The sequence below is a fragment of the Streptomyces sp. NPDC006510 genome, assembly GCF_040611955.1.
Lineage (GTDB): Bacteria > Actinomycetota > Actinomycetes > Streptomycetales > Streptomycetaceae > Streptomyces.
The window spans coordinates 24,950-44,584 of sequence record NZ_JBEXPH010000059.1 but is presented as its reverse complement, the minus strand read 5'-3'; the positions used below and the strand labels follow the sequence as shown (position 1 = coordinate 44,584).

The 19,635-nt window shown below is 70.3% G+C and carries 17 protein-coding genes and 1 pseudogene; 7 read left to right on the top strand and 11 right to left on the bottom strand.

What is annotated here, in order from left to right; translation table 11 throughout:
- The coding region (locus tag ABZY11_RS19620) for a hypothetical protein (protein ID WP_356480336.1) at positions 1-1,630 on the top strand (1,630 nt) is incomplete at its 5' end.
- On the opposite strand, the gene ABZY11_RS19615 is transcribed toward ABZY11_RS19620, so the two are convergent.
- From ABZY11_RS19615 to ABZY11_RS19595, 5 genes are all read right to left on the bottom strand, one after another.
- The gene (locus ABZY11_RS19615) at positions 1,600-4,038 is read right to left on the bottom strand and encodes a right-handed parallel beta-helix repeat-containing protein (RefSeq protein ID WP_356480335.1); all 2,439 of its coding nucleotides are present in this window, start codon (positions 4,036-4,038) and stop codon (positions 1,600-1,602) included. The two genes, ABZY11_RS19620 and ABZY11_RS19615, sit on opposite strands and share 31 nt — an antisense overlap.
- A 152-nt stretch (positions 4,039-4,190) precedes the next feature.
- Positions 4,191-4,799 (bottom strand): hypothetical protein, encoded by a 609-nt coding sequence (locus tag ABZY11_RS19610; RefSeq protein ID WP_356480334.1) that lies wholly within the window; start codon positions 4,797-4,799, stop codon positions 4,191-4,193.
- Between the two features lie 221 nt (positions 4,800-5,020).
- Positions 5,021-5,503 (bottom strand): DUF6643 family protein, encoded by a 483-nt coding sequence (locus ABZY11_RS19605; protein ID WP_356480333.1) that lies wholly within the window; start codon positions 5,501-5,503, stop codon positions 5,021-5,023.
- A 1,389-nt stretch (positions 5,504-6,892) separates the two neighbouring features.
- Positions 6,893-7,720, bottom strand: coding sequence for an ABC transporter permease (locus ABZY11_RS19600; protein WP_356480332.1), 828 nt, complete (start codon positions 7,718-7,720; stop codon positions 6,893-6,895).
- Positions 7,717-8,118, bottom strand: coding sequence for a hypothetical protein (locus tag ABZY11_RS19595; protein ID WP_356480331.1), 402 nt, complete (start codon positions 8,116-8,118; stop codon positions 7,717-7,719). The genes ABZY11_RS19600 and ABZY11_RS19595 overlap by 4 nt, the downstream gene beginning before the upstream one ends.
- A 703-nt stretch (positions 8,119-8,821) precedes the next feature.
- On the opposite strand from ABZY11_RS19595, the gene ABZY11_RS19590 reads away from it, so the two are divergent.
- Together ABZY11_RS19590 and ABZY11_RS19585 are read left to right on the top strand one after the other, a co-directional pair.
- Positions 8,822-9,676: an acetylxylan esterase gene (locus tag ABZY11_RS19590; RefSeq protein ID WP_356480330.1), complete on the top strand. Its 855-nt coding sequence runs from the start codon at positions 8,822-8,824 to the stop codon at positions 9,674-9,676.
- A gap of 118 nt (positions 9,677-9,794) precedes the next feature.
- On the top strand, positions 9,795-11,195 hold the full coding sequence (locus tag ABZY11_RS19585; RefSeq protein ID WP_356480329.1) for a carboxylesterase family protein: 1,401 nt from the start codon (positions 9,795-9,797) through the stop codon (positions 11,193-11,195).
- A 39-nt stretch (positions 11,196-11,234) separates the two neighbouring features.
- Here the strand turns inward: ABZY11_RS19585 and ABZY11_RS19580 are convergent, their stop codons facing one another.
- Entirely contained in the window at positions 11,235-12,416 is a 1,182-nt protein-coding gene (locus ABZY11_RS19580; RefSeq protein WP_356480328.1) for a helix-turn-helix domain-containing protein, read from the bottom strand.
- A gap of 26 nt (positions 12,417-12,442) precedes the next feature.
- Between ABZY11_RS19580 and ABZY11_RS19575 the strand changes: the two genes are divergently transcribed.
- The gene (locus ABZY11_RS19575; protein WP_356480327.1) at positions 12,443-12,748 is read left to right on the top strand and encodes an RHS repeat-associated core domain-containing protein; all 306 of its coding nucleotides are present in this window, start codon (positions 12,443-12,445) and stop codon (positions 12,746-12,748) included.
- Between the two features lie 194 nt (positions 12,749-12,942).
- Here ABZY11_RS19575 and ABZY11_RS19570 read toward each other — a convergent pair whose 3' ends face one another.
- The 3 genes from ABZY11_RS19570 to ABZY11_RS19560 all read right to left on the bottom strand — a co-directional run bounded on the left by ABZY11_RS19570 (position 12,943) and on the right by ABZY11_RS19560 (position 14,889).
- Positions 12,943-13,575: a hypothetical protein gene (locus tag ABZY11_RS19570; protein WP_356480326.1), complete on the bottom strand. Its 633-nt coding sequence runs from the start codon at positions 13,573-13,575 to the stop codon at positions 12,943-12,945.
- Between the two features lie 178 nt (positions 13,576-13,753).
- The gene (locus ABZY11_RS19565) at positions 13,754-14,473 is read right to left on the bottom strand and encodes a medium chain dehydrogenase/reductase family protein (protein ID WP_356480325.1); all 720 of its coding nucleotides are present in this window, start codon (positions 14,471-14,473) and stop codon (positions 13,754-13,756) included.
- Positions 14,474-14,529: 56 nt separating this feature from the next.
- On the bottom strand, positions 14,530-14,889 hold the full coding sequence (locus ABZY11_RS19560) for a hypothetical protein (protein WP_356480324.1): 360 nt from the start codon (positions 14,887-14,889) through the stop codon (positions 14,530-14,532).
- A 370-nt stretch (positions 14,890-15,259) separates the two neighbouring features.
- Between ABZY11_RS19560 and ABZY11_RS19555 the strand changes: the two genes are divergently transcribed.
- Entirely contained in the window at positions 15,260-16,087 is an 828-nt protein-coding gene (locus tag ABZY11_RS19555) for a nucleotidyltransferase domain-containing protein (protein ID WP_356480323.1), read from the top strand.
- On the opposite strand, the pseudogene ABZY11_RS19550 reads toward ABZY11_RS19555, so the two are convergent.
- Positions 16,076-16,939, bottom strand: a pseudogene (locus ABZY11_RS19550) (transposase); the annotation flags it as partial. The gene ABZY11_RS19555 and the pseudogene ABZY11_RS19550 overlap by 12 nt on opposite strands.
- Positions 16,940-17,250: 311 nt before the next feature.
- Between ABZY11_RS19550 and ABZY11_RS19545 the strand changes: the two are divergent.
- Positions 17,251-17,607 carry a hypothetical protein gene (locus ABZY11_RS19545; RefSeq protein ID WP_356480322.1) on the top strand — a complete coding sequence of 119 codons (357 nt, stop codon included), beginning with the start codon at positions 17,251-17,253 and terminating at the stop codon, positions 17,605-17,607.
- Between the two features lie 21 nt (positions 17,608-17,628).
- On the top strand, positions 17,629-18,048 hold the full coding sequence (locus ABZY11_RS19540; RefSeq protein WP_356480321.1) for an ankyrin repeat domain-containing protein: 420 nt from the start codon (positions 17,629-17,631) through the stop codon (positions 18,046-18,048).
- 332 nt (positions 18,049-18,380) lie between these two features.
- On the opposite strand, the gene ABZY11_RS19535 is transcribed toward ABZY11_RS19540, so the two are convergent.
- Positions 18,381-19,541 (bottom strand): serine hydrolase, encoded by a 1,161-nt coding sequence (locus tag ABZY11_RS19535; protein WP_356480320.1) that lies wholly within the window; start codon positions 19,539-19,541, stop codon positions 18,381-18,383.
- Between the last annotated feature and the right edge of the window lie 94 nt (positions 19,542-19,635).

Sequence of the window (19,635 nt, the reverse complement as noted above, 5' to 3'; positions counted from 1 at the left end):
CCACACCGCCGCCGGATTCCTCACCGTCGCCGCCTCGGTCGCGGGCGCCGCGGCCCGCCACGACCGCGCTGTCACCGGCCCCGTGCCCGGCCTCCTCGGCCGGCTGATCGAGGCGGCACTGGTCCTGGGCGGGATCGTCGTGCTCTGGGTGGTCTGCCGCCGCGGCCGCAGCGAACGGCGCCTCGACAACCAGCTCGACCGCGTCCTCATCACCTATCTGCCCGGCGCCGCCCTCGCCCTGCTCGTCCTCGCCGCGGCGTACGCCGCCTGGTCCCGGCCCGACTGGACCTCGGCCGGTGCCCTGCCCGGCGACCTCGCCTTCAGCGTCATCACCCTCGGCCAGGGGACACTCGTCGTCGTACTCGCCGTGGTGTCCCTGTGCCTGTACCGCCGGACCCCCGAACCCCGCACCGTCATGTACGGACTCGGCGGGCCCGTGGTCGCGATGCTCGCCTGTGCCCTCGGGGGAGTCATGAGCGGCGGGGTCTCCCAGCGCGTCGCCGACTGGCTCGACGGCCCCGGCACCCCCGGCATGGGCCGAAGCTCCGTCATCGAGGGGCCGCCGGTGCTGCTCAGCTGGCAGGCATCGGTCATCCCCGTGCTCCTGGTGCTGCTGGCCGTCCCCGCCCTGCTGCTGCTCGCACGGACCTGGCTCGCCGCCCGTGCCCTGGAGCCCGGGATCGACCGGGCGTACGAGGAGGAACGTCCGGAACCCGCCCGGACCCGGCAGATCGCCCGGATCCAGGCCGCGGCCGCCCTCACCGACTCCGCGCCCTGGATCCTCGGCCCGGTCTGCGCCGCCACGCTGCTGCTCGGCGCGGCGGCGGTCTGCGGGGCCTGGGTGAGTGGAGAGGTGCCGGGGCTCGCGATGAAGGGGAGCGGCCCGTTCGTCGAGTCCATCGCCCAGGCCGCGCAGTCGACCGGATCCTGGATGGTCGGACTCGGCTTCATACTCTTCGTCACCTGGGGCCGCCGCGCCTACCGTGACGCCTCGGCCCGGCGCACCATCGGCATCCTCTGGGACGTCGGTACGTTCTGGCCGCGCGCCGCCCACCCCTTCGCACCGCCGTGCTACGCCGAGCGGGCCGTCCCCGACCTGGCGTCACGGATGTCAGGCTGGACCGCGCTCACCCGGGGCAGGCTCGTCATCTCCGGGCACTCCCAGGGCAGCGTCCTCGCGGCGTCCGCGGTCTGGCAGCTGCCCGCCGAGACCCGCAGCCGGGTCGCCCTGCTCACCTACGGCTCGCCGATCGAGCGACTGTACGGGCGCTGGTTCCCGGCCTACTTCGGCCCCGGACCACTGCGCGCGCTGCACCGGTCCGTGCACTGCTGGCGCAACCTGTGGCGGGCCACCGACCCGATCGGCGGCCGGGTCCGGCTCGACGAGGGCCCCGGGCCCGAGGTGGACCGCGGGCCGCTGAAGGACCCCCTGGTCTACGGGCGGACCCGCGAACATCCGCTGCCCGAAGCCGTTCTGGGGCACTCGGACTACCAGGCCGACCCGGTCTTCGCCCAGGAGCGGGCCGCGCTCCTGGAGCGGCTGGACCCGGTCCTGCCCCGCCAGGCAGGCGGGGAGGACGGCTCCGAGGCCCCGCGCACTCAGGGCAGTTCCGGCAGGTCCTCGGGGTAGAGCAGGGTGAGGTCGTCCGTGCTCGGCGCGGCGAGCTGGGCGACCCGGCCCGCATGCCGCTCCACCATCGACTCGAAGGTCTGGCGCGCGGTGCGGCCGTTGCCGAACGCCGGACCCTTGGGGAGCTCGGCGAAGTACTTCAGCAGCGCCTCCCCGGTCCCGGAGGCCAGGCTGTACTCGTGCTCGTCGGCCTGCTGCCCGACGATCCGCAGCAGTTCGGCGGGCTCGTAGTCGCTGAAGGTGATGGTCCGTGAGAAACGGGACGCCACACCGGGGTTGACGGTGAGGAACCGCTCCATCTCGTGGGTGTAACCGGCGACGATGACGACCACCGCGTCCCGGTGGTCCTCCATCAGCTTCACCAGCGTGTCGATCGCCTCCCGGCCGAAGTCCCGGCCGGAGTCCTCGGGCGACAGGGCGTACGCCTCGTCGACGAACAGCACCCCGCCACGCGCCCGGTCGAAGGCCTCCTGGGTCCGGATGGCGGTCGAGCCGATGTGCTCGCCGACCAGATCGACGCGGGACACCTCGATCAGATGGCCCCGCTCCAGCACCCCGAGCGAGGCGAGGATCTCGCCGTACAGCCGGGCCACGGTGGTCTTGCCGGTGCCGGGGGAGCCGGTGAAGACCAGATGGCGCCGGACCGACGCGGCCTTGAGTCCGGCCTCCTGGCGCCGACGGCCCACCTCGATCATGTCGGTGAGGGCCCGCACCTCCCGTTTGACGCTGTCCAGGCCCACCAGCGCGTCCAGTTCCCCGAGCACCGCGTCCGACGTGCGCGCCGGTTCGGCGACGGGCACCTCGGCCGGGGCGGGCTCGACGGCGCGCTGTCCGGGGACCCCGCCGAGCAGTCCGGGGGCCGACTGGGTCGCCGTCAGCACGGTGGGCGCCGGGGGAGCGGGGGTGCGCAGCGCGCTCTCGTCGCTCGTGCAGTCCTCGACGACGGGGCCGGTGCCCTGGCCGTCACCGTGTGCGGAGACCGGCTCGGCGAACTCGTATCCACCGCGTGCGCACCGCTCGGTCCGGCAACGGGTCAGCGTCGTACGGCAGCCGTCCATCACATGGAAGCCGTAACCATCGCTGCCGGTGACCCGGCAGCCGTGGAAGGTGCCGCGGCCCTCGGCGGAGACGTAGAAACCGGCCTCGGCGGGCGAGGTGACCGTGCAGCGCTCGATGGTCGGGTCGGCGCCCTTGGTGACGATCACTCCGGTCTGTGCCGTGTCGATGGTGCAGTTGTTGAGCGTGCCTCCGCTGCCGTGGTCGCGGAACCAGGCACCGGTGGACGCCTCACGGATGCGGCAGTCGTCCAGCTGGGCGGTCGCCCCGTCGCTCACCGACACCGCGGTGTTGCGGACCTGGGACAGATCACTGTCGACGACATCGGCGCGCGAGCCCCGGTCGAGCACGAAGATGGCGTCCGGTACGTCATGGACCCGGCAGGAGTCCAGTATCACGGTCGCCCCGTCGCTCACCCAGACCGCCGGGTAGTCGCCCGTACTGTCGTGGATCTCGCACTGGTTGGCGTCGACACGGGTACCGGGATCCCAGACCGAGAGGCCGTTGCGGCCGAAGCGGCGCACCGTGGAGCGGGTCAGCGTGAGTACCGAACGGGAGCGCAGATCCACCGCGTTCTCCGGGATGTCGTGGATGTCGCAGTCGGCGAGCGTCAGCACGGCATCGGTGTCGAGCGTGACGCCGTCCGCCGAAGTGCGGTGCACCGTGCAGTCGGTGAGGTGGGCGGCCGCGCGTGCGGTCACCTGTATCCCGCTGCCCTTGATCTCGTACACCTCGCAGCCGACGCCCTCCAGGCCGCTGCCCTCTCCGGTGACGCTCAGGCCCGCGCCCGACGCGTGATGGATCCGGCAGCGCTCCAGCCGCGGATGCGCGCCGTCGCGTACCGAGACCCCGGACTGCCCGGCGGAGACGACCTCGCACTCCTCGAACACCCCGCCCGCGCCGTCGAGTACGGCGATGCCGACCCCGGCGGGGTTGTCGACCGTGCAGCGGCGCACGGTCGGCCGGGCCGCGCCGCGCACCTCGATCCCGGCGGCGGACCGGGTGACGATCCGCAGGTCCGCGATCTCCGCCGCGCCGTCCTCGACCAGCACCGCGGGGGCCGTCGAGTCCTGGCCCTCCACATGCAGGTCCGAGACGACGGCGGAGGCGCGGACCGTCAGCGGCACGCCGTCGGCCGGCGCTATCCGCACTGAGCCGACAGCCCCCTCGGGGCCGCGCAGGGTCACCGCGCGGTGCAGGACCAGATTCTCCCGGTAGGTGCCCGGCGCGATGGTCAGGACATCCCCGTCGGCCGCGGCCTCCAGGGCTGCGGTGAGGGAGGCGTACTCGCCTGTGCGGCGCCGCCACCGCGATGTGCCGGTGTGTGTCACCTGGACCGTGCCCTGTGCCATGGCGCTGTTGTGCCCCCACCTCGTGCGTGCGTGATGCCCGTGTCACCGGCCTTCCGGCAGCGGCGAATCCCGGGACCGCCCACCGGGAATGCGGGCGGGCCGGTCCACCGTAGCGCGCGCGGCGGGCGGGAGTTGCCGCGATCAGCAGCTGATCAGCTGCCGGCTCCGGTCCTGCCCCAGTCCGGACCGGCCTCGGCCCAGTCCCGGTCGATCCGGGCGTACCTGCCCCGCACCATGCGCCGGACGATCAGCCGGCGGCCGCCCTCGATCAGTCCGACGGCGAGCAGCGTCGCCCCGAACCCGGCCAGCACCGCATGGGTCCGGGCCGTCGGAGCGTCCATGGGGCGCGATACGGGACGGCCGTCGAGGTCCGTCCAGATCTCCACCCGGGCACCGGGGCCCGTCCTCCGGGAGGTGGTCAGCACCGTCCCGCGGCGGTTCGTGCCGTCCGGGGCCTTCCAGCGCGCCACCACCGAGGTCTGCGAACCGCGCTCCGAGGACACCTCGGGATCGGCGACGGAACGCGGCGCTTGCGGTGTCCTGCGCAGCACGACCGCAGTGGTGGCCTGACGCCCGGCCCGCTGGGCCCGCACCGCTTTCTGCAGGGCGTCGTCGGTGTGCGACCCGCACACCCAGCCCAGGGCCGGCGCCGCCAGCACCATGAGGAGCAACGCGACCAGAGCCACCCATGCCTCGCGCCGGTCAGTGGCGCGGCGCAGGGGATTGTGCCGCCAACGCCACACACCCGTGACCGCTCGCACAGTCCTGCACCCCCTTCCGTATCCGTCTTAGCCTGATACGGCATGCTTCGCGCGCTGAAGGAGCGAAGAGAGAGCAACTTCACCCCGGCCAACGCGCGGACCACCCCCGTGAGTTCCCGCCCGCCGGACCGCTGACGGTCCGTCCGGTTCGGGAACGCCGAAACCGCCGCCGAGTCCCCATGGCTCGACGACGACTTCGTACGACCGTGCGTGATGTCGGCTCAGTACCCCCGGCCCTGGTACGGGCGGTTGTACGGGTCCTCGTAGGGCGAGGGCGCCGGGGCCGGGCGCGGCGACGCCGGACGCATCGCCTCGTAACCGGTGTTGTTGCCCGGCGCGGGCCGCTGCTGTTGCTGCGGATACGGCGCCTGGTACCCGCCACGGGCCGCGGTCGGCTGCTGCGGGATGTACGGCGCCGGGGCGTGCTGCAGCTGCGCGGGCTGCATCGGCGCGTAACCCTGCTGGGCCGTCGGCTGCGGGTAGCCGTACGACGGATTGGGCTGGGAAGGAGCCGCGGGAAGAGCCGGCAGCGCCGCCGGGAGCGCCGGCAGGTAGCTGTTGCCGGTGTCATAGGCGGCAGGCACTCGGATCGGAGCGATCTGAGGGGTGCCCCGCTCCGCGACCAGGGAGTCGTAGATCGGAGTCTCGGGGAACGACGGTGCGGCGTAGTAGCCGCCGCCGTAGGTGGAGCGGGGGGAGGTCATGACACCTAAGTTAAGCCCACGATGTGCTGGTTGGGGAGCCCCAATCTCGGGGTCATCCGTTTTACGCTGGTTCTGTCCGCCTGACCTGCCAAAACATCGTTAAAGCGCCGTTAACAGCGGGGGCTTTTCCGTTGGAGGGCCCCATGGCCGACGAGAAGTGATGGATGGGCTGCAAAGGGCGACACCCGCGTGGCACTCGCCAGGACGGAGGGCTTCGACCCCGAGCGCCTGGAACCTCACGACTGTCAGGAGATCGCCGACGGCACCGCGGGCTGCCGGTCGTCACTGCCGACAGCACGCTCGGTGACTGCTGGGCCCACTGGCTCGGCGGCGTCGCCGCCCACCGGTTCCGGGAGAACATCCACTCCCGCTACGCCGCCTGCGCCCGTCTCCACCCCATCCCCAACTGCGGCGCCAAGAAGGGCGCCCGACTCAAGGTCAAGGACGTACGCACCTTCTTCGACCGGCTCCACACCACCTGCCGGTGCTGCGGTCAGGGCTGGACCCCGAACGGAAGAGGTGCCGCGTGATCGGCCAGTGCTCCTGACGGTGAACTGAAACAACATCAGAGCCTCCGGACAGGACGCAACGGCAGCCCGGCTGCTTCGAGCCGGGCTGCCGCTGCGTATGTGGATGGCGCTTGGCCGAAGTGGGATGCGTGCGGCGCGCACAGCAGGAGGCCGCAGGCTCCGTCCGCTGGGTTGCGTGACTCGCATTGCCGGGAGAGCCTTTCGGCCGGTGAGGAGGCCGTCCGAGCAGATCTGGATTGCGCGCCATGCGCCTGCCGGAGCGGGTTCTCCGTGGGCCGGTCGCGGCTTCCTGACTCCGGCAGATCGGCGCCGTCGACGTCACGCTGGTCGACCCGCCACCTGGCCCGGGGCAGCAGTCGGATCTGCTCCTCCTGCTGTGCCCAGTCGGGCCTCGTCCCAGGTCACGTCGCCGGTCGGTTCATGTCGACGTGATTCCGATGACCTCGCCCGTGGAGTGCGTGGCGATTCTGGAGCTTGCCGCAAAGGGCGTCTGACCTGCTGTTTCCTCTGGTTCTTCAGGCTGCTGGATGGCCGCCGACCTGTTTTCGCGTGTGCACGACGTGGAACGTGTCGGGGGACCAGGGAGAGGGATTGACCTGCGGCTTCGTGAACGTCGTGCGAGACGGTGGACGCGTTGTCGCTACTCCGCGGGGCGTATGGGAACCGTCCTGACGCTGGTCCCGACGGAGCGTCAGACGAGTAGCCCTCTGGTCCGCAGGGTCGTCTGCCGCCCATGCCGTCTTTCCCTGGGCAGATGGTGTCAGCGGAGGAGATCGGCGGGGCAGGGCTCAGCGACCGATCGTGCCGCGAGCGGCATGGACTCCGTCCTCGACGATTCCTCCGAGTCAAGAAAAGTCGTTCACAGCCACCCGCACCGCTTCCCGCTGCCGGCCCCCGTCCGGGCCTCCCGCGTCCCTCTCAAGAGGACCTGCCTGGACGGGGGCCTCGTCGCCTGTGCCTGTACGGGCAGCCCGACCCCGCGGGCCTGGCGGATCGGCCCCAGCGGCTCGCGCTCCGCCGGACGCTGTTCGGTGCGCAGCGCCGTGGCCGTACGGGCCCTGGCCGCCCAGCCGGCCGGGATCAGCGCGCCCAGCACCGCGATCACGACCCCGCCCAGTCCCAGCAGGAGCAGCTGAACAGGCTCGTACACATCGAGGACCGGCGACGGCAGACTGATGCCTACGGCACGCCCCATCACCGGCATGACGAGGCTGTGCAGCGCGTACCCTGCCGGCACGCCGATCAGCCCGCCGATCACGCCGATCGCGGTCACCGAGGAGAGCACGAGGCTCATGGTCTGCCGCGGCGACATGCCGATCGCCTTGCAGACGCCCAGGTCGTGGATGCGTTCCCGGGTGTCCAGGACTACGGAGTTGAGTACGCCGAGGCCGGCCACGGAGACCAGCATCAGGGTGAGCAGCACCGCCATCGCGGACATGATGAGGATGACGCCCTCCTGCCCCGAGGGGGCGTTGGGCGTGGCGTCGCCGCCCAGCGGCTGTACGACCGCGGCGACCCTCTCGGCGTACTCGTCGCCGGAGACGCCGGACTTCACCTCGACGAGGAAGGTACTGGGCTCGGCCGACGCGAAGTTGGCCATGTCCGCGTGGATCTCCAGATCGCTGCCCGAGGTGTCGAAGGACTCGCCCACGATCCGCAGGTTCGCGGTCTCCTTCTCGTAGGTCACCCGCACCGTGTCACCGATCTTGGTGCTGGTCCCCCCAGGGGGAAGGCGCCTTCCCACACGACGCGTACGGTGCGACCGACGAGGGTGCGCAACAACGGCCACATCTGGAGGAGCGGATCCCGGTTGAGGTAGTGGGGCAGATCATCGCGCAGGCCCTCGTGCAGGACGGTGCGGTACAGGCCCATGCGCTGGCGAGGCTTGCTCATGTCGTACGACGTCAGCCCCGACCACGCCATGTGCAGCGGCAGCTCCACGACCCCCTGAGTGGGGTCGTGCAACTCGTCCAGCGACTGCGGCAGACGCCGCCGGAACTTCTCCCGGTACAGCGCGAGGTCCTCGGCGACTGTGCCCGAGATGTCCATCGGCGCAGGTGCGGGATGCTGTGGGCTGGAGGGCATGACTCCATCATGGCGGCCGGAGAAGGTGGTGCGGGTCATGATGTGCGAGCCGGTGTGCGGAGTGAGCGTAAGCGGGCTCGGGCAGAGAGAGCTGGTCGGGGCAGCCTGATTCCGCGCCGAGGAAGGAGGGACGGACTGTTCGTCATGATGCTCGTTTGACGCCATGGTCGCCCGCAGGCGGGACAGCGAGCCGGAAAATGGGCTCTGACCTGGTCTTTTCCGAGACTCGCTCAGGACGACATTTTTCCGATGACCTCGCACGCGGAGTGCGTCGCGATTCTTGAACCGGTGCGGGAAGACGCCTGACCTACTGTTTTATCGGTGTGCATTATGTGCGCTGTGGGTGTTACGGGCGATATCTTGACGCTGAAATGACGCTCGTGGCGCTCATGTGACGCTCGTTCTGATGGGGCGTCACCTGATTGACCGTGCAGGTCATGCGGGGCGGACGGTGCGCGGGGCTTTCTCCGTTCCCGGCGTTCTCCTCTCGGGACCGGGCGGCGGGCTCTCTGCCGTAGCGGCGGAACCGAGCATGGCACCCTCGCCGCGCTCAGGCCTCTCGGCATGTTGCACAAACTCCGACGTCGCTGCTTGCCGCGATTGCGCAGAGACGGGTCTCGAACCGTGCTTCAGGATGTGCGATCAGACAAGGCGTGAGCCGGATGAAACATCCAGTTCACCGAGACGACATCGGGAGTCCGCTGTGCTCTGGAGAAAACTGCTCGTCCCCCTGACCTCGCTCCTGCTCCTGCTGACGGCTTCTGCCGGCGCGGGAGCGGCAGCGGCGTCCACCGGTTCCCCCGCCGGTGCCAGTGCCGAGGCGGCCGCGGCCGACTACGGCGCTCCCGGCCCCTACGCCACCGCGGTGGAGGTCGGGGCGGTGACCACCCTGTACTACCCGCGTGACATCGCGACCAGCGACCGCCGCCACCCCGTGATCGTGTGGGGAAACGGCACCTTCGCCTTCCCGGTCGTCTACCGCGACCTGTTGCTCCACTGGGCAAGTCAGGGCTTCATCGTCGCCGCCGCCAACACCCCGCAGTCCAACCTCGGCATCTCCATGCGCGCCGGGATCGACCTGCTCACCCGTCGCAACGCCGACCACGGCAGCCCCTTCCACGACCGTGTCGACCTGGAGCACATCGGCGCGTCCGGTCACTCGCAGGGCGGCGCCGCCGCCATCGTCGTCGGCGCGGACCCGCGTATCGACACCATCCTGCCCATCCAGCCCGGGCCGCTCGCCGACATCGACGACGTACACGTACCCGCGCTCCTCCTGGCCGGGCAGAAGGACAGCATCGTCTTCCCCTTCCTGGTCAAGGCCTTCTACAACGACGCCGACCACATACCGGCCATCTACGGGGAACTGCGCGGCGCCGATCACCTCACGGTCGTGGGTGACCCCGGCCCGTTCGCCGCGCCCACCACCGCCTGGTTCAAGGCACACCTGATGGGGGACCAGACTGCGAGTGCACAGTTCTTCGGGGCCGACTGCGGGATCTGCACCGACAGCGACACCTGGTCCGACGTCCGCCGCAACGGCCTCGCAAACCGGTGACCCGCTCCTGGAGATCCCTTCCGCCGTGACCGGCGGCCGTCCCGATCCACGCCGCCCGCCCCTGACGCTCCCGCGACCAGGGGCGGCCGGCCCCCGTTCGCACATGGAAGGAATCGCCATGGACCTCATCGCGACCACCGGGCAGGGCAAGGTCCGAGGCCGTTTCCACAGCGGGATCGCCACCTTCCTCGGCATCCCCTACGCCGCCCCGCCCTTCGGCGCCCACCGCTTCCGCGCTCCCGCCCCGGTCGAGCCCTGGGAAGGGGTACGAGACGCTCTGGAGTACGGGCCGACCGCCCCCAAACGCCCCTACCGCCCGCCCCTCGACCGGCTGATACCCGATCCGAGCATCGCCGGGGACGACTGTCTCAACCTCAACGTCTGGACCCCATCCGTCGGCGAGGGCCGGCTGCCCGTCATGGTCTGGATCCACGGGGGTTCCCTGCGCAACGGCTCGGCGAACCTGCCGCTCTACGACGGGGGCGCCTTCGCGCGCGACGGGGTGGTCCTCGTCTCCGTCAACTACCGGCTCGGCGTCGAGGGGTTCGGGGTCTTCCCCGACGCCCCCGTCAACCGGGGCCTCCTCGACCAGATCGCAGCCCTGATCTGGGTCCGCGACAACATCTCCGCCTTCGGCGGAGATCCGGCGAACGTCACCGTGTGCGGGGAGTCCGCCGGCGCGATCAGCGTCGCGGCCCTCATGACCAGCCCCAGCGCGGCCGGGCTGTTCCACCGGGCGATCCTGCAGAGCGGCCCGCCGCACACGATGTCGCGCCGCGAGGGCGCGAAGACCGTACGGTCGATGGCGAAGAGACTGCGGATCCCGGCCACCGCCGAGGCGTTCGCGGCGGTGGACCGAGACCTGCTGCTGGACGCGCAGGCCGCCGTCGTCGACCGGTCCGACCCCATCGGCGGCGGTCCCGGCTTCCACATCGTGGTCGACGGCGACGTGGTGCCCGCCGCCCCGCCCCTTCCCGAGGCCGACCTACTGCTGGGCTGCAACCGGGAGGAGTACCGGCTGTGGTTCGTACCCGGCGGAACCGTGGACCGGATCAGCCGACTCACCCTGCGGCTGGCACTGCTGAAGATCCGTGTCCCGCAACGCGTGGCACGCCTGTACCGAGCCACCCGGCCGCACGCCAAACCCGGTGAGATCCTGGGAGAGATGGCCACCGACCTGCTGCTGCGGGGGCCGCTCAACCGCCTCGCCGACTCCCGGCCCGCCCGCACCTTCGTCTACGAATTCTGCTGGCGCTCGCCCGTGATGGGACTCGGCGCGTGCCATGCGCTGGAAATCGGCTTCGTCTTCGACAACCTGCGCGCCGCCGAGGACCTGACCGGGCCCGGCGCGCCCCAGCCACTGGCCGACGCCATGCACCGGGCCTGGGTCGCCTTCGCCACTACCGGACAGCCGGGCTGGTCCGGCTGGAACGCGGACCGGCCCGTCATGGTCTTCGACCACCCCGGCGCCGGCCCGGTCCTCGCACCCCGGCACGAGGAACTCGGCGCCTGGCTCTGACAGATGACAGGCCGAGCGCTCGCCGATGCCGGCCGTGGTTCATCCGCTTTCCGCTGCTCCTGCGGATCCCTGCCATCCGGTGACCCCGCGGTGATCCGCGGGCCCGGCCAGGTCCCTGGCGACGAGCGCCGCCTGGATCAGCCGCGCCTGCGCGGGAACCGCGAGGTCGAGGCCCGTCAGCGCGCTCACTCGCTGCAACCGGTAGTCCAGGGTGTTGCGGTGGACGCACAGCTCCAACGCCGTCTGGCGGCGGTTGAGTCCCCGCTCCACGAACACGCGCAGTGTCTCAAGCAGGTACGGATGCTCCTCCAAGGGGTCGAGTTTGGCCGCCAGCCGCACCAGGCCGTCCCCGGGGCGCGCGAGCTGGTGCTCCAGCAGCACGTCGTCGAGGCGGTAGCACCCGGGCGGGCGTCCCAGGCGCCGGACGAGATCCAGCACGCGGCCGGCCTCCTGCGCCGCCGAGGAGATGGCCGCCGGTACGGAGGAGCGGGCGGCGGCGGCGCGCACGGGCTGCCCCACGTCCTTCTCCAGCCGGGCCACCAGGCCCGGCACGTCGGACCTGCCCGGCAACAAGGCGATCCGAGCGACGTGGTCCATCAGCACAGGGATCCCGGTGAAGGCGTCGAGCGAGGACTGCACCAATCTGCTCGGCGGGTCGGACTCGAACGCGAAGGCAACCACCTCGTACTCACCCACCACGGCCACCCGCGCCACGCCCGCCAGCTCCTCGTACGGCCGTCCTGCCAGCAGGGCGCCGAGCAGGGCCCGCCGTACGCGCTTGTCCTCGCTGTGGAGGTCCTCCTGGGCGTTCTGGTGGGCGAGGACGACCGCGGGCAGCGCGGCGTGCAGGCAGGCGAGCAGCTTGCCGCCCGCCCCGGCCAGCTCACCGGGCTCCGCGACCTCGGTCAGCGTCTGCCACCACACCTCGGCGCCGATCAGGTACGCGGCGATCACCGCCTCCAGGGGGACGCGCTCCTCGGCCCGGCGCGCCGACCACTCGATGAGCCGGGTCAGATCGCCCGGCCCCATCGGACCCCCGCCGCCGTCGCGCAGTGCCCTGAGCAACAGCGCGTGCACCGCCGCGATGGACCGCGCCACCTCGCCCTGGAGGGTGGCGCGGGGCAGCGCCCCGTAGAACGGCGCCTCCGCCGCGCAGCGCGCGACCACGACGGCCGTGAGGCCACCGACCCGGGCGGCCATCCGGGCATGCAGGTCCGACATCGGCGCATCGTCACACCGCCCTGGCCGTGCCGTCAATCGGAGCCCCGGGTCCGGCGGCGCGGGCAGTGCGTCGGGCGTGTCCCCGAACCGCTCCCGACCGCCAACTCGTCGACGAAAGAGGCGACGTCACGTGGCACACCCGTAGCACTCTGTGGGGCACTACTGTCTGGACAGCGACAAGCTCGACGTACACACCGTTGCGCTTCCCCGGTCACTGCTTCGACTCGGATACAGGACTCCACTACGACTACTTCCGCCACTACGACCCCGAATCCGGTCGACGGTGGCTGGCGCCCGGGGGCGAGCATCGACCGGTGATTCCGCACATCTGACGTCCTTGTTTCCGGCAGTGTGCGGGACTGCCGTCGACACCCGTCGAGCAGGGCCGACCCGTCTGGGCCGTGACGCTCATAAGGGGTGTTGCGCGCGATGTCCTGACGCTGCATGGCGCTTGTGACGCTCATTCGACGTGTCGTCCCGATGTAGGGTCAGGCACCCTGCCCGGCCTGCGCGAGCGTCGGATCGATCACCCTTGGGAATCCGGTGTCTCGCGGTGCGGTTCGATTTCCGGGGTGGGGGAGCTGTCGAGGGGGTGGCTTCGGTGCGTGAGGGTTTGGTTGAGCTGTCTTGCCAGTTGGGGGACGGTTGCCGGGGGCAGGTATGCCTCGGCGCCTGCGTCGAGCAGGCGTCGGACGGGGCCTTGGTAGCTGACTCCGAGTTCGTCGTCCTCGATTTCGGCGACGACGACCCGGGCCCCGGGGAACGCCGACCGCAGGCCCCCGATCAGCTGCGGGCTGACCGGCGGCACCAGCAGGACGTCGGCCGATACGGGAGCCGCGTGCATGTCGAGCACGATGTAGTCCGCGCCGAGTTGGTCGGAGAGGGAGGCGCGGGCCGAATCCGACAGTTTCATCGCCGTCACGACGACCGTGACGCCCTTGTCGGTGGCCGACGGCTCCTCATCGGACGCGCTTGGCGTCACCGGATCGATGACGGTGCCGATGACGACGGTGCCGGGGACGCCGGAGATCCTCGCGACCGGTTTGCTGTCCCGGATGATCACCAGGTCCTCTCCGGGGTCGAGGGCGTCGATGCGTGCCATGACGTCCTCGGGCAATCGCGTCGCGTCGATCGCACACGCGGCGCGTTCGTCAGTCATCGGGTGCGGAACGGGGGCGGGTCGGAGCCCGGTGTGCGGCCGGGGCGTGCGTGTGGTGGTGGGCTTTCCGGGGAGTGAGCGGTACCGGCCGGCCTGGTCCGATGGGTGCGGTGGACTGAAGGGGAAACGTCCTCACAGCAGCTGATTCTCCCATATCGGACAGGTGATCGTGGGGTACTCAGCCGGGGTGATACGGATCATGTGCGCCAGTCGTGTGTCTCATCCGTTCACTTCGGTGAGAATCCGTTCGGCCAGTTGCCGGGGACTCGCATCGTCCGTCAGCAGGACGACGGTGTCCGCCCCCAGTCAGCGGGCCAGGGCCCGCTTGTCGGAGGAGCGGCCGGTGACCCAGGTGCGCACGCCGCTCGCCGGGACCAGGCTGATCAGCGCGGTGGAGAGCCCGCCCGCGGCGCTGGACGAGCACGGTGACCCCGGGACGCAGCGCCGCCTTCGTGAACAGCATCTGGTACGCGGGAAGCCAGGTGCACACCAGGCACGCCGCCTCCTCCCAGGACAGGTGGTCCGGGACCGGCAGCAGGCTCTCCGGGGGAGCGGCGACGTACTCGGCGAGAGTGCCCGGCCGGGCATCGACGAGCTGCGCCGCGGGCATCGCCAGTGTCTCGTCGCTCATGCCCGGCGAGGAACCGAGCAGCGGATACGGCACCACTCCCGTCCCGTCCGGCCGTTCCCCCGCCGCTTCGCAGCCGAGGATGCGCGGGTACTGGTCACGGTTGATCCCGACGCCGCGCAGGGTCCAGAGATCCTTGTGGTTCAGGGAAGCCGCCCCGACCTCCACCCGCACCCAGCCCAGAGGCACTTCGGGATCGGGGCGGTGCCCGACGACGACAGCGGACAACGGGTCGTCAGGATCGGGGGCGGTTGCGAAAACGGCCTTCATGAGTCCTCGTCCTCGGACTGTCCGACAGCGTTACCACGCATATGACTGCCTTCGCGTCAGTGGGACGGAGAGCCGAGCAGCTCGGCCGACGGCACGGTCGCGCGCGCGAACCACATCGCGAATCCGGACACCACCAGCGCCCGCACCCGCAGCGGAGGCCCGGAGCCGCCCGTATCGCAGCGCACGCGCACCTCGTTACCTGTCGCGATGCTGTGCACGCTCCTGGTGTGAAGGCCCCCGGCGCCGTCGTCGACGTCGACGACCACCCGCGCGGACGGGGCCGGGTGCGCACCGCCGGAGAGCCGCGCGCCGTCGGAGGGCCGCGTACCGCCGAAGAACCGCACGCCGACCACCCTCGGCCCCTCCAAGGTGACGAGGGGGAACCGCTCTCCGTCCGACGACCTGCGGGCATTCATTCTCCAAGAGCAGTCCGTCACATACTGTCGCTGGTGAAATATCACTTTCATTGATAGGGCGCGACCCATCACTTGACCTCGCGCGCCTGGCCGTTCAAGGCAACCGGAAGGCACACGGCCGCCCGATGCACCATTGATTCGCGCGAAACCACCGGATCGGATCAGCCAGGGTGTCGCCCGGTTTCCGGGCCGGGGCCATAGTTTCGAAGAATGACGCGGGAATGGCTCAATATTGGCCAACCGGAAGAGGACACGAGTCCGAGCGTGGGTAAGGTCCTGCCCGCCACAGCGGCATGGCGTCGGCTTCGGCGGACGCCATGCACGCACGACGAAAAGCACGAAGAAGGGCGTCGAATTGACTTCTCCATGCGTGATCGATCCCGACCAGGAACCGTGGATTCTCGCACGGCGTTTCACGAATCGACTGGCCGACGCCCTGGGCGACACTCTCCGTGATGTCGTGGTGGTGGGATCCGCGTCGCTCGGCGACTGGCAGGCGAACAGCGACATCGACCTCGTCTGCGTGGTGGAGAGGGGATTGGATTCACGGGAACGCGACGCCGTCTCGCCGCTGCACGAGAACTCCAAGCACGAATACGGTCACACGATCGATGCGATGTACGTGACAAGAGACGGTCTGGCCAAGGGCCCTGACACCCTCCAGTCCGTCGTGGCGTCGGTCGCCGGAACCCTGCATCCCGAGTCGACGGACGGACCGATGAACTGGGCGACCTGGCTCAACATCGTCGAGTCCGGTGTCCGTGTCCCCGTCGCCGAGGACGGGGCCATGACGGTGGTGGATCCGAGGAACGCCGGGATGCCGATCGAGGAGGAGACCGCGCGCGACGGGGCGATCAGGTTCTCCCGCGCCAATCTCGACCAGTACTGGCGCAACAGGATCACTCTGTCCGAACAGATCTACCTGCACAACGAAGCGGCCCACCCGGTGTCCACGTTCGAGGTCGAGTGGATGTCCCTGGGGCCGGCTCGCCTGCTGGCGACGGTCCTCACCGGGCGCATCGTCTCGAAGTCGGAGGGCGGCGAGCTGGCCGCCGACAGGTCTCCGGAGTTCCGGCCGCACCTCACGCAGGTGCTCGATGCCCGCAGGGGAGCGGACGTCACAAGGGCGTGGAGCTGCGGGGACCTGGAGCGTTCGCTCGACCTCGCCCGCATCTGCGTGCGACTCGGGGCGGGGTAGGGCGGCCAGACGGTGGAAGGCGACGGTGAGTTGGTGTCGCCAGGGCCAGGTTGCTGCGATCCGCAGGCGCAGGCGACGGCCGCCGCGGTGAGACGGGCAGCGACGTGCAGGATCCGGTAGCGGAGTTTCTTGGGTTCGGCGGTAGCCGGCTCGCCGTCCAGCAGCAGGAAGCGGGTCCAGGTCAGAAGGCCGATGGCCGCGAGGCTGAGCTTGAGTTTGGCGGCGTTGACGGAGAACAAGCGGGATGGGAAGCGTCCGAAACCGGTCGTTTTGCCGCACCGGATGTGGTTCTCGACGGTGGCGTGTCCGCGGTGGCGGACCTCCAGGAACTGGCCGAGTCGCCGGAGTACGGGGTGTCGGTGAGGAAGACCTGGTGCCGCAGGCCGTCGTCACTGTCGAACAAGGAGAGCTGGGCGCCGGTGCGCGGGCGTTCGCGGCGCACGATGATGCGGGTGCCGGCCGGGTGCCGTTCAGGTCGACCATGCCGGTCAGCTCGGCGACCTCGGCGGACTCACGCAGGGTCCCGCCGGCGTCCAGGGGGGTGCCAGACCTGTTCGGGCATGGCGCGGATCGCGCGGCGGACCGGTGAGGTGACCGCGTATCGACCGAGAATCGCAGGTGAAGGCCGTTGTCACGCAAGGCGCGGAGATGCGTGAGGAACGCTTTCGCGCTGCCCGCGCTGCCCGCGCTGCCCGCGCTGCCCGCGCGGACCAGGATGCCGGTGCCGTGCCGGCGGGCGTCGGGGATCTGCGCGAGGGCCTGGTCGAGCACGGTGATGTGATGGGCGGCGGTGTTGGCTCCGGCGTGGCCAGGCCGTAGCAGCCCGGACATCGCCTCGCCGGTGTTGGCCAACTGCTCGCAGCTCGCGGGCGGTTGGAGCGTCGCGCGCGACGTGGGGGGCGTGCGCCTTCAACCACGTCTCCATGCGGTCCCACGCCACTGTCACAGCAATCCCACCAGCCAGGCAAAGACAGCCGCGGCCTCTGCCGCGGGCCTTCGGCCCGAGGTAATGCGGACGCTCCTTCGGTCCACCTCATGCGAACGTGTGAAACCACCACGCCCCGTAAGAGCCGCCCACCGCCGTAACAACGGGCGAAGAACCGTTCCGCAGGTCAACTCCAGCCTTGAACGGCCACACAATCCCATCCTCAGCGCATGCCATCGTGTCCGCCGGGCGCCACCACGCCCACCCCACCAACCGAAAGCGAGGCACCGTGAAGAAGCCCGTCGCCTACTGGACCGCAGCAGCGGCATGTGCCCTGCTCGCCCTCACCGGAACCGCCGAAGCCGCCGATACCACCATGGCCAAGCCCAAGACGTGGTACTCCACCGCCGTCTGTGGTGTCGAGAAGATCGGAAGCGGCGACCACGGAAAGAAGCAGCTCAAGGGCACCGGAAAGGGAAAGAGCAAGTCGGAGGCCGAAAAGACCGCCCAGCGAGATGTACAAGACCAGATCAGTAAGAAGTACGGAAAGGGGTACCGGGCGCACCACTGCACCTTCCGCAGCTCCAGGCGGTAGGCCCCGCGCCCGTGGAAACACGTGAACAACAGAAAGCGTAAGAAGCTGCCGAAGCGGCTTGCCGCGGCTGCCGGTGACGGACACGTCGGACTTCTCCAGCGACTCCTCGCCCAAGGGGCCGATCCCGACACCCGCGACCCTGACGGAGCCACACCGCTCTACCTCGCCGCTGTCCAAGGCGAAAACCGCTGTGCCGAGCTGCTCCTGGCGGCCGGGGCCTTGCCCAACGCCGAATCCCGGGGGTGGCGCAGCGGACTGCCACTCGCCGCAGCCGCTACGAAAGCGAACCTGCCCCTCGTCGAGCTGCTGCTACGTCATGGAGCCGACCCGCACCTTCGGGAGTCGGGGGGCGGCTCGGCGCTCGACTGGGCACAGGGCTGGAGCGATGACACCGAGGAGCGGCAAGCCGTCCTGGACCGGCTGCGCGACCTCACCGCTTGAGCCGTCCCCACCGGACGGCCGGCACCTCCGGTTTGCCGAGTGCTGCTGGGGGTGCCCCTATTTGTTTCGTCAACCTTGGCTGGGGTTGTCATAGGGGGTTTGTTCTGGTTACGGAAAGCGTGAGGTTCCCAGCAGGTCGGGTGCCGTGTGGGCAGACCTGTGGCCGATATGGCGGGTGGCCGCGCCGGTGCGCAGACGCGACGGGGCGGAAAGGGTATTCGAGCAGGTCGTTTGACGCTTCGAGTACGTGGAAGCCGCTCCTCAGCCCGCCGGGCACCGCGTGGAAAACCGCTCCCCCCACACGCGGCACAGCACCCGCGTTCAGTCGTGGGTCAGTGGCTGTTCCGGGCGATCGCGCGCAGGAAGGCGATGGTCTCCTCCTCGCCGCTGATGGCTTCGTCCAGGGACGTCCCGTACAGGCGGCTGGCCGAGAGCTTCACGATGGTGGTCCGGCTGACCGGATCGACGTAGACGAACTGGTTGTAGACGCCGACCGCGCTGAACTCGCCACGGTCTCCCGCCGGGAGCCACCACTGGTAGCCGTAGCCGACCCCATCGGCTTGCTGGCCGCCGACAAGGGGGCGGCCGGGTTGCAGGTGCGGCGCGGTCGCGGTGACCGAGTCGCGCACCCACTGTGCGGGCACGATCTGCCGGCCCTGCCACACACCCCCGTTGCGGTACAGCTCGCCGAGCCTGGCGAAGTCGCGGGCGGTCAGGTTGAGCCCCCCGAAAGCGAGTTCCGTTCCCGCGGGGTCCACCAGCCAGTGACCCGCCGATGTCATGCCGAGCGGCTCGCACAGCTTCTCGTGCATGTAGTCGGCCATCGGGCGGCCGGTGGCCCGGGCTATCAGGGCGCCGAGTATCTGGGTCTCACCGGAGTTGTAGCGGCAGACCGTGCCGGGCCCGGTCTCGCGCACCATGCGGGCGACGAAGTCGTCGAGCGTGCCGCCTATGCCCGCCGTCGCGGCGGTGAGCTGATAGATGTCGGAGGCCGGGTCGTTGTAGTCCTCGTTCCACCGGGCGCCGGAGGACATCTGGAGCACGTCCTTGATGGACACACCGTCGTACGCGGATCCGGGCCGCACCGGCACGTAGGAGCTGATGGGCTCGTCGATGCCCGTGATGTGCCCCTCGTCGACCGCTATGCCGACGAGCGCGGAGACGAAGCTCTTGGAGACCGACATGGACAGCCACTGCACGTCCGGGCCGCCGGTCAGGAAGTAGCTCTCGTGTCTGATGACCCCGTCGACGAGCACGAGCAGTGCCGACGTGTCGGTGCGGGCCAGGAACTCCTTGGTCACCCGTGCGGTGCCGTCGTAGTCGAAGCTCTCCGGCAGCGGGGCCGCCTCACCGCGTGGCCAGAGGTGAGGGTGTGCGGAGGGGGCCATCTCGCGAGTGTCGAGGAGGTCCTTCATCCGGCAGAAGTGCTCGTGCTGCGGCACCCCTGTGAAGAGGCCGAGGTCGACCAGGGTCATGCGCTTGTGATCAGTCATTGCCGTCCTTCGAGTGTGAACGGGGGATCCGGAAGGAGAGGGTGGGCGAGCCGACACCACTTGCCGGGGCGGGCTCGTCCTGGGGCCGGAGTGA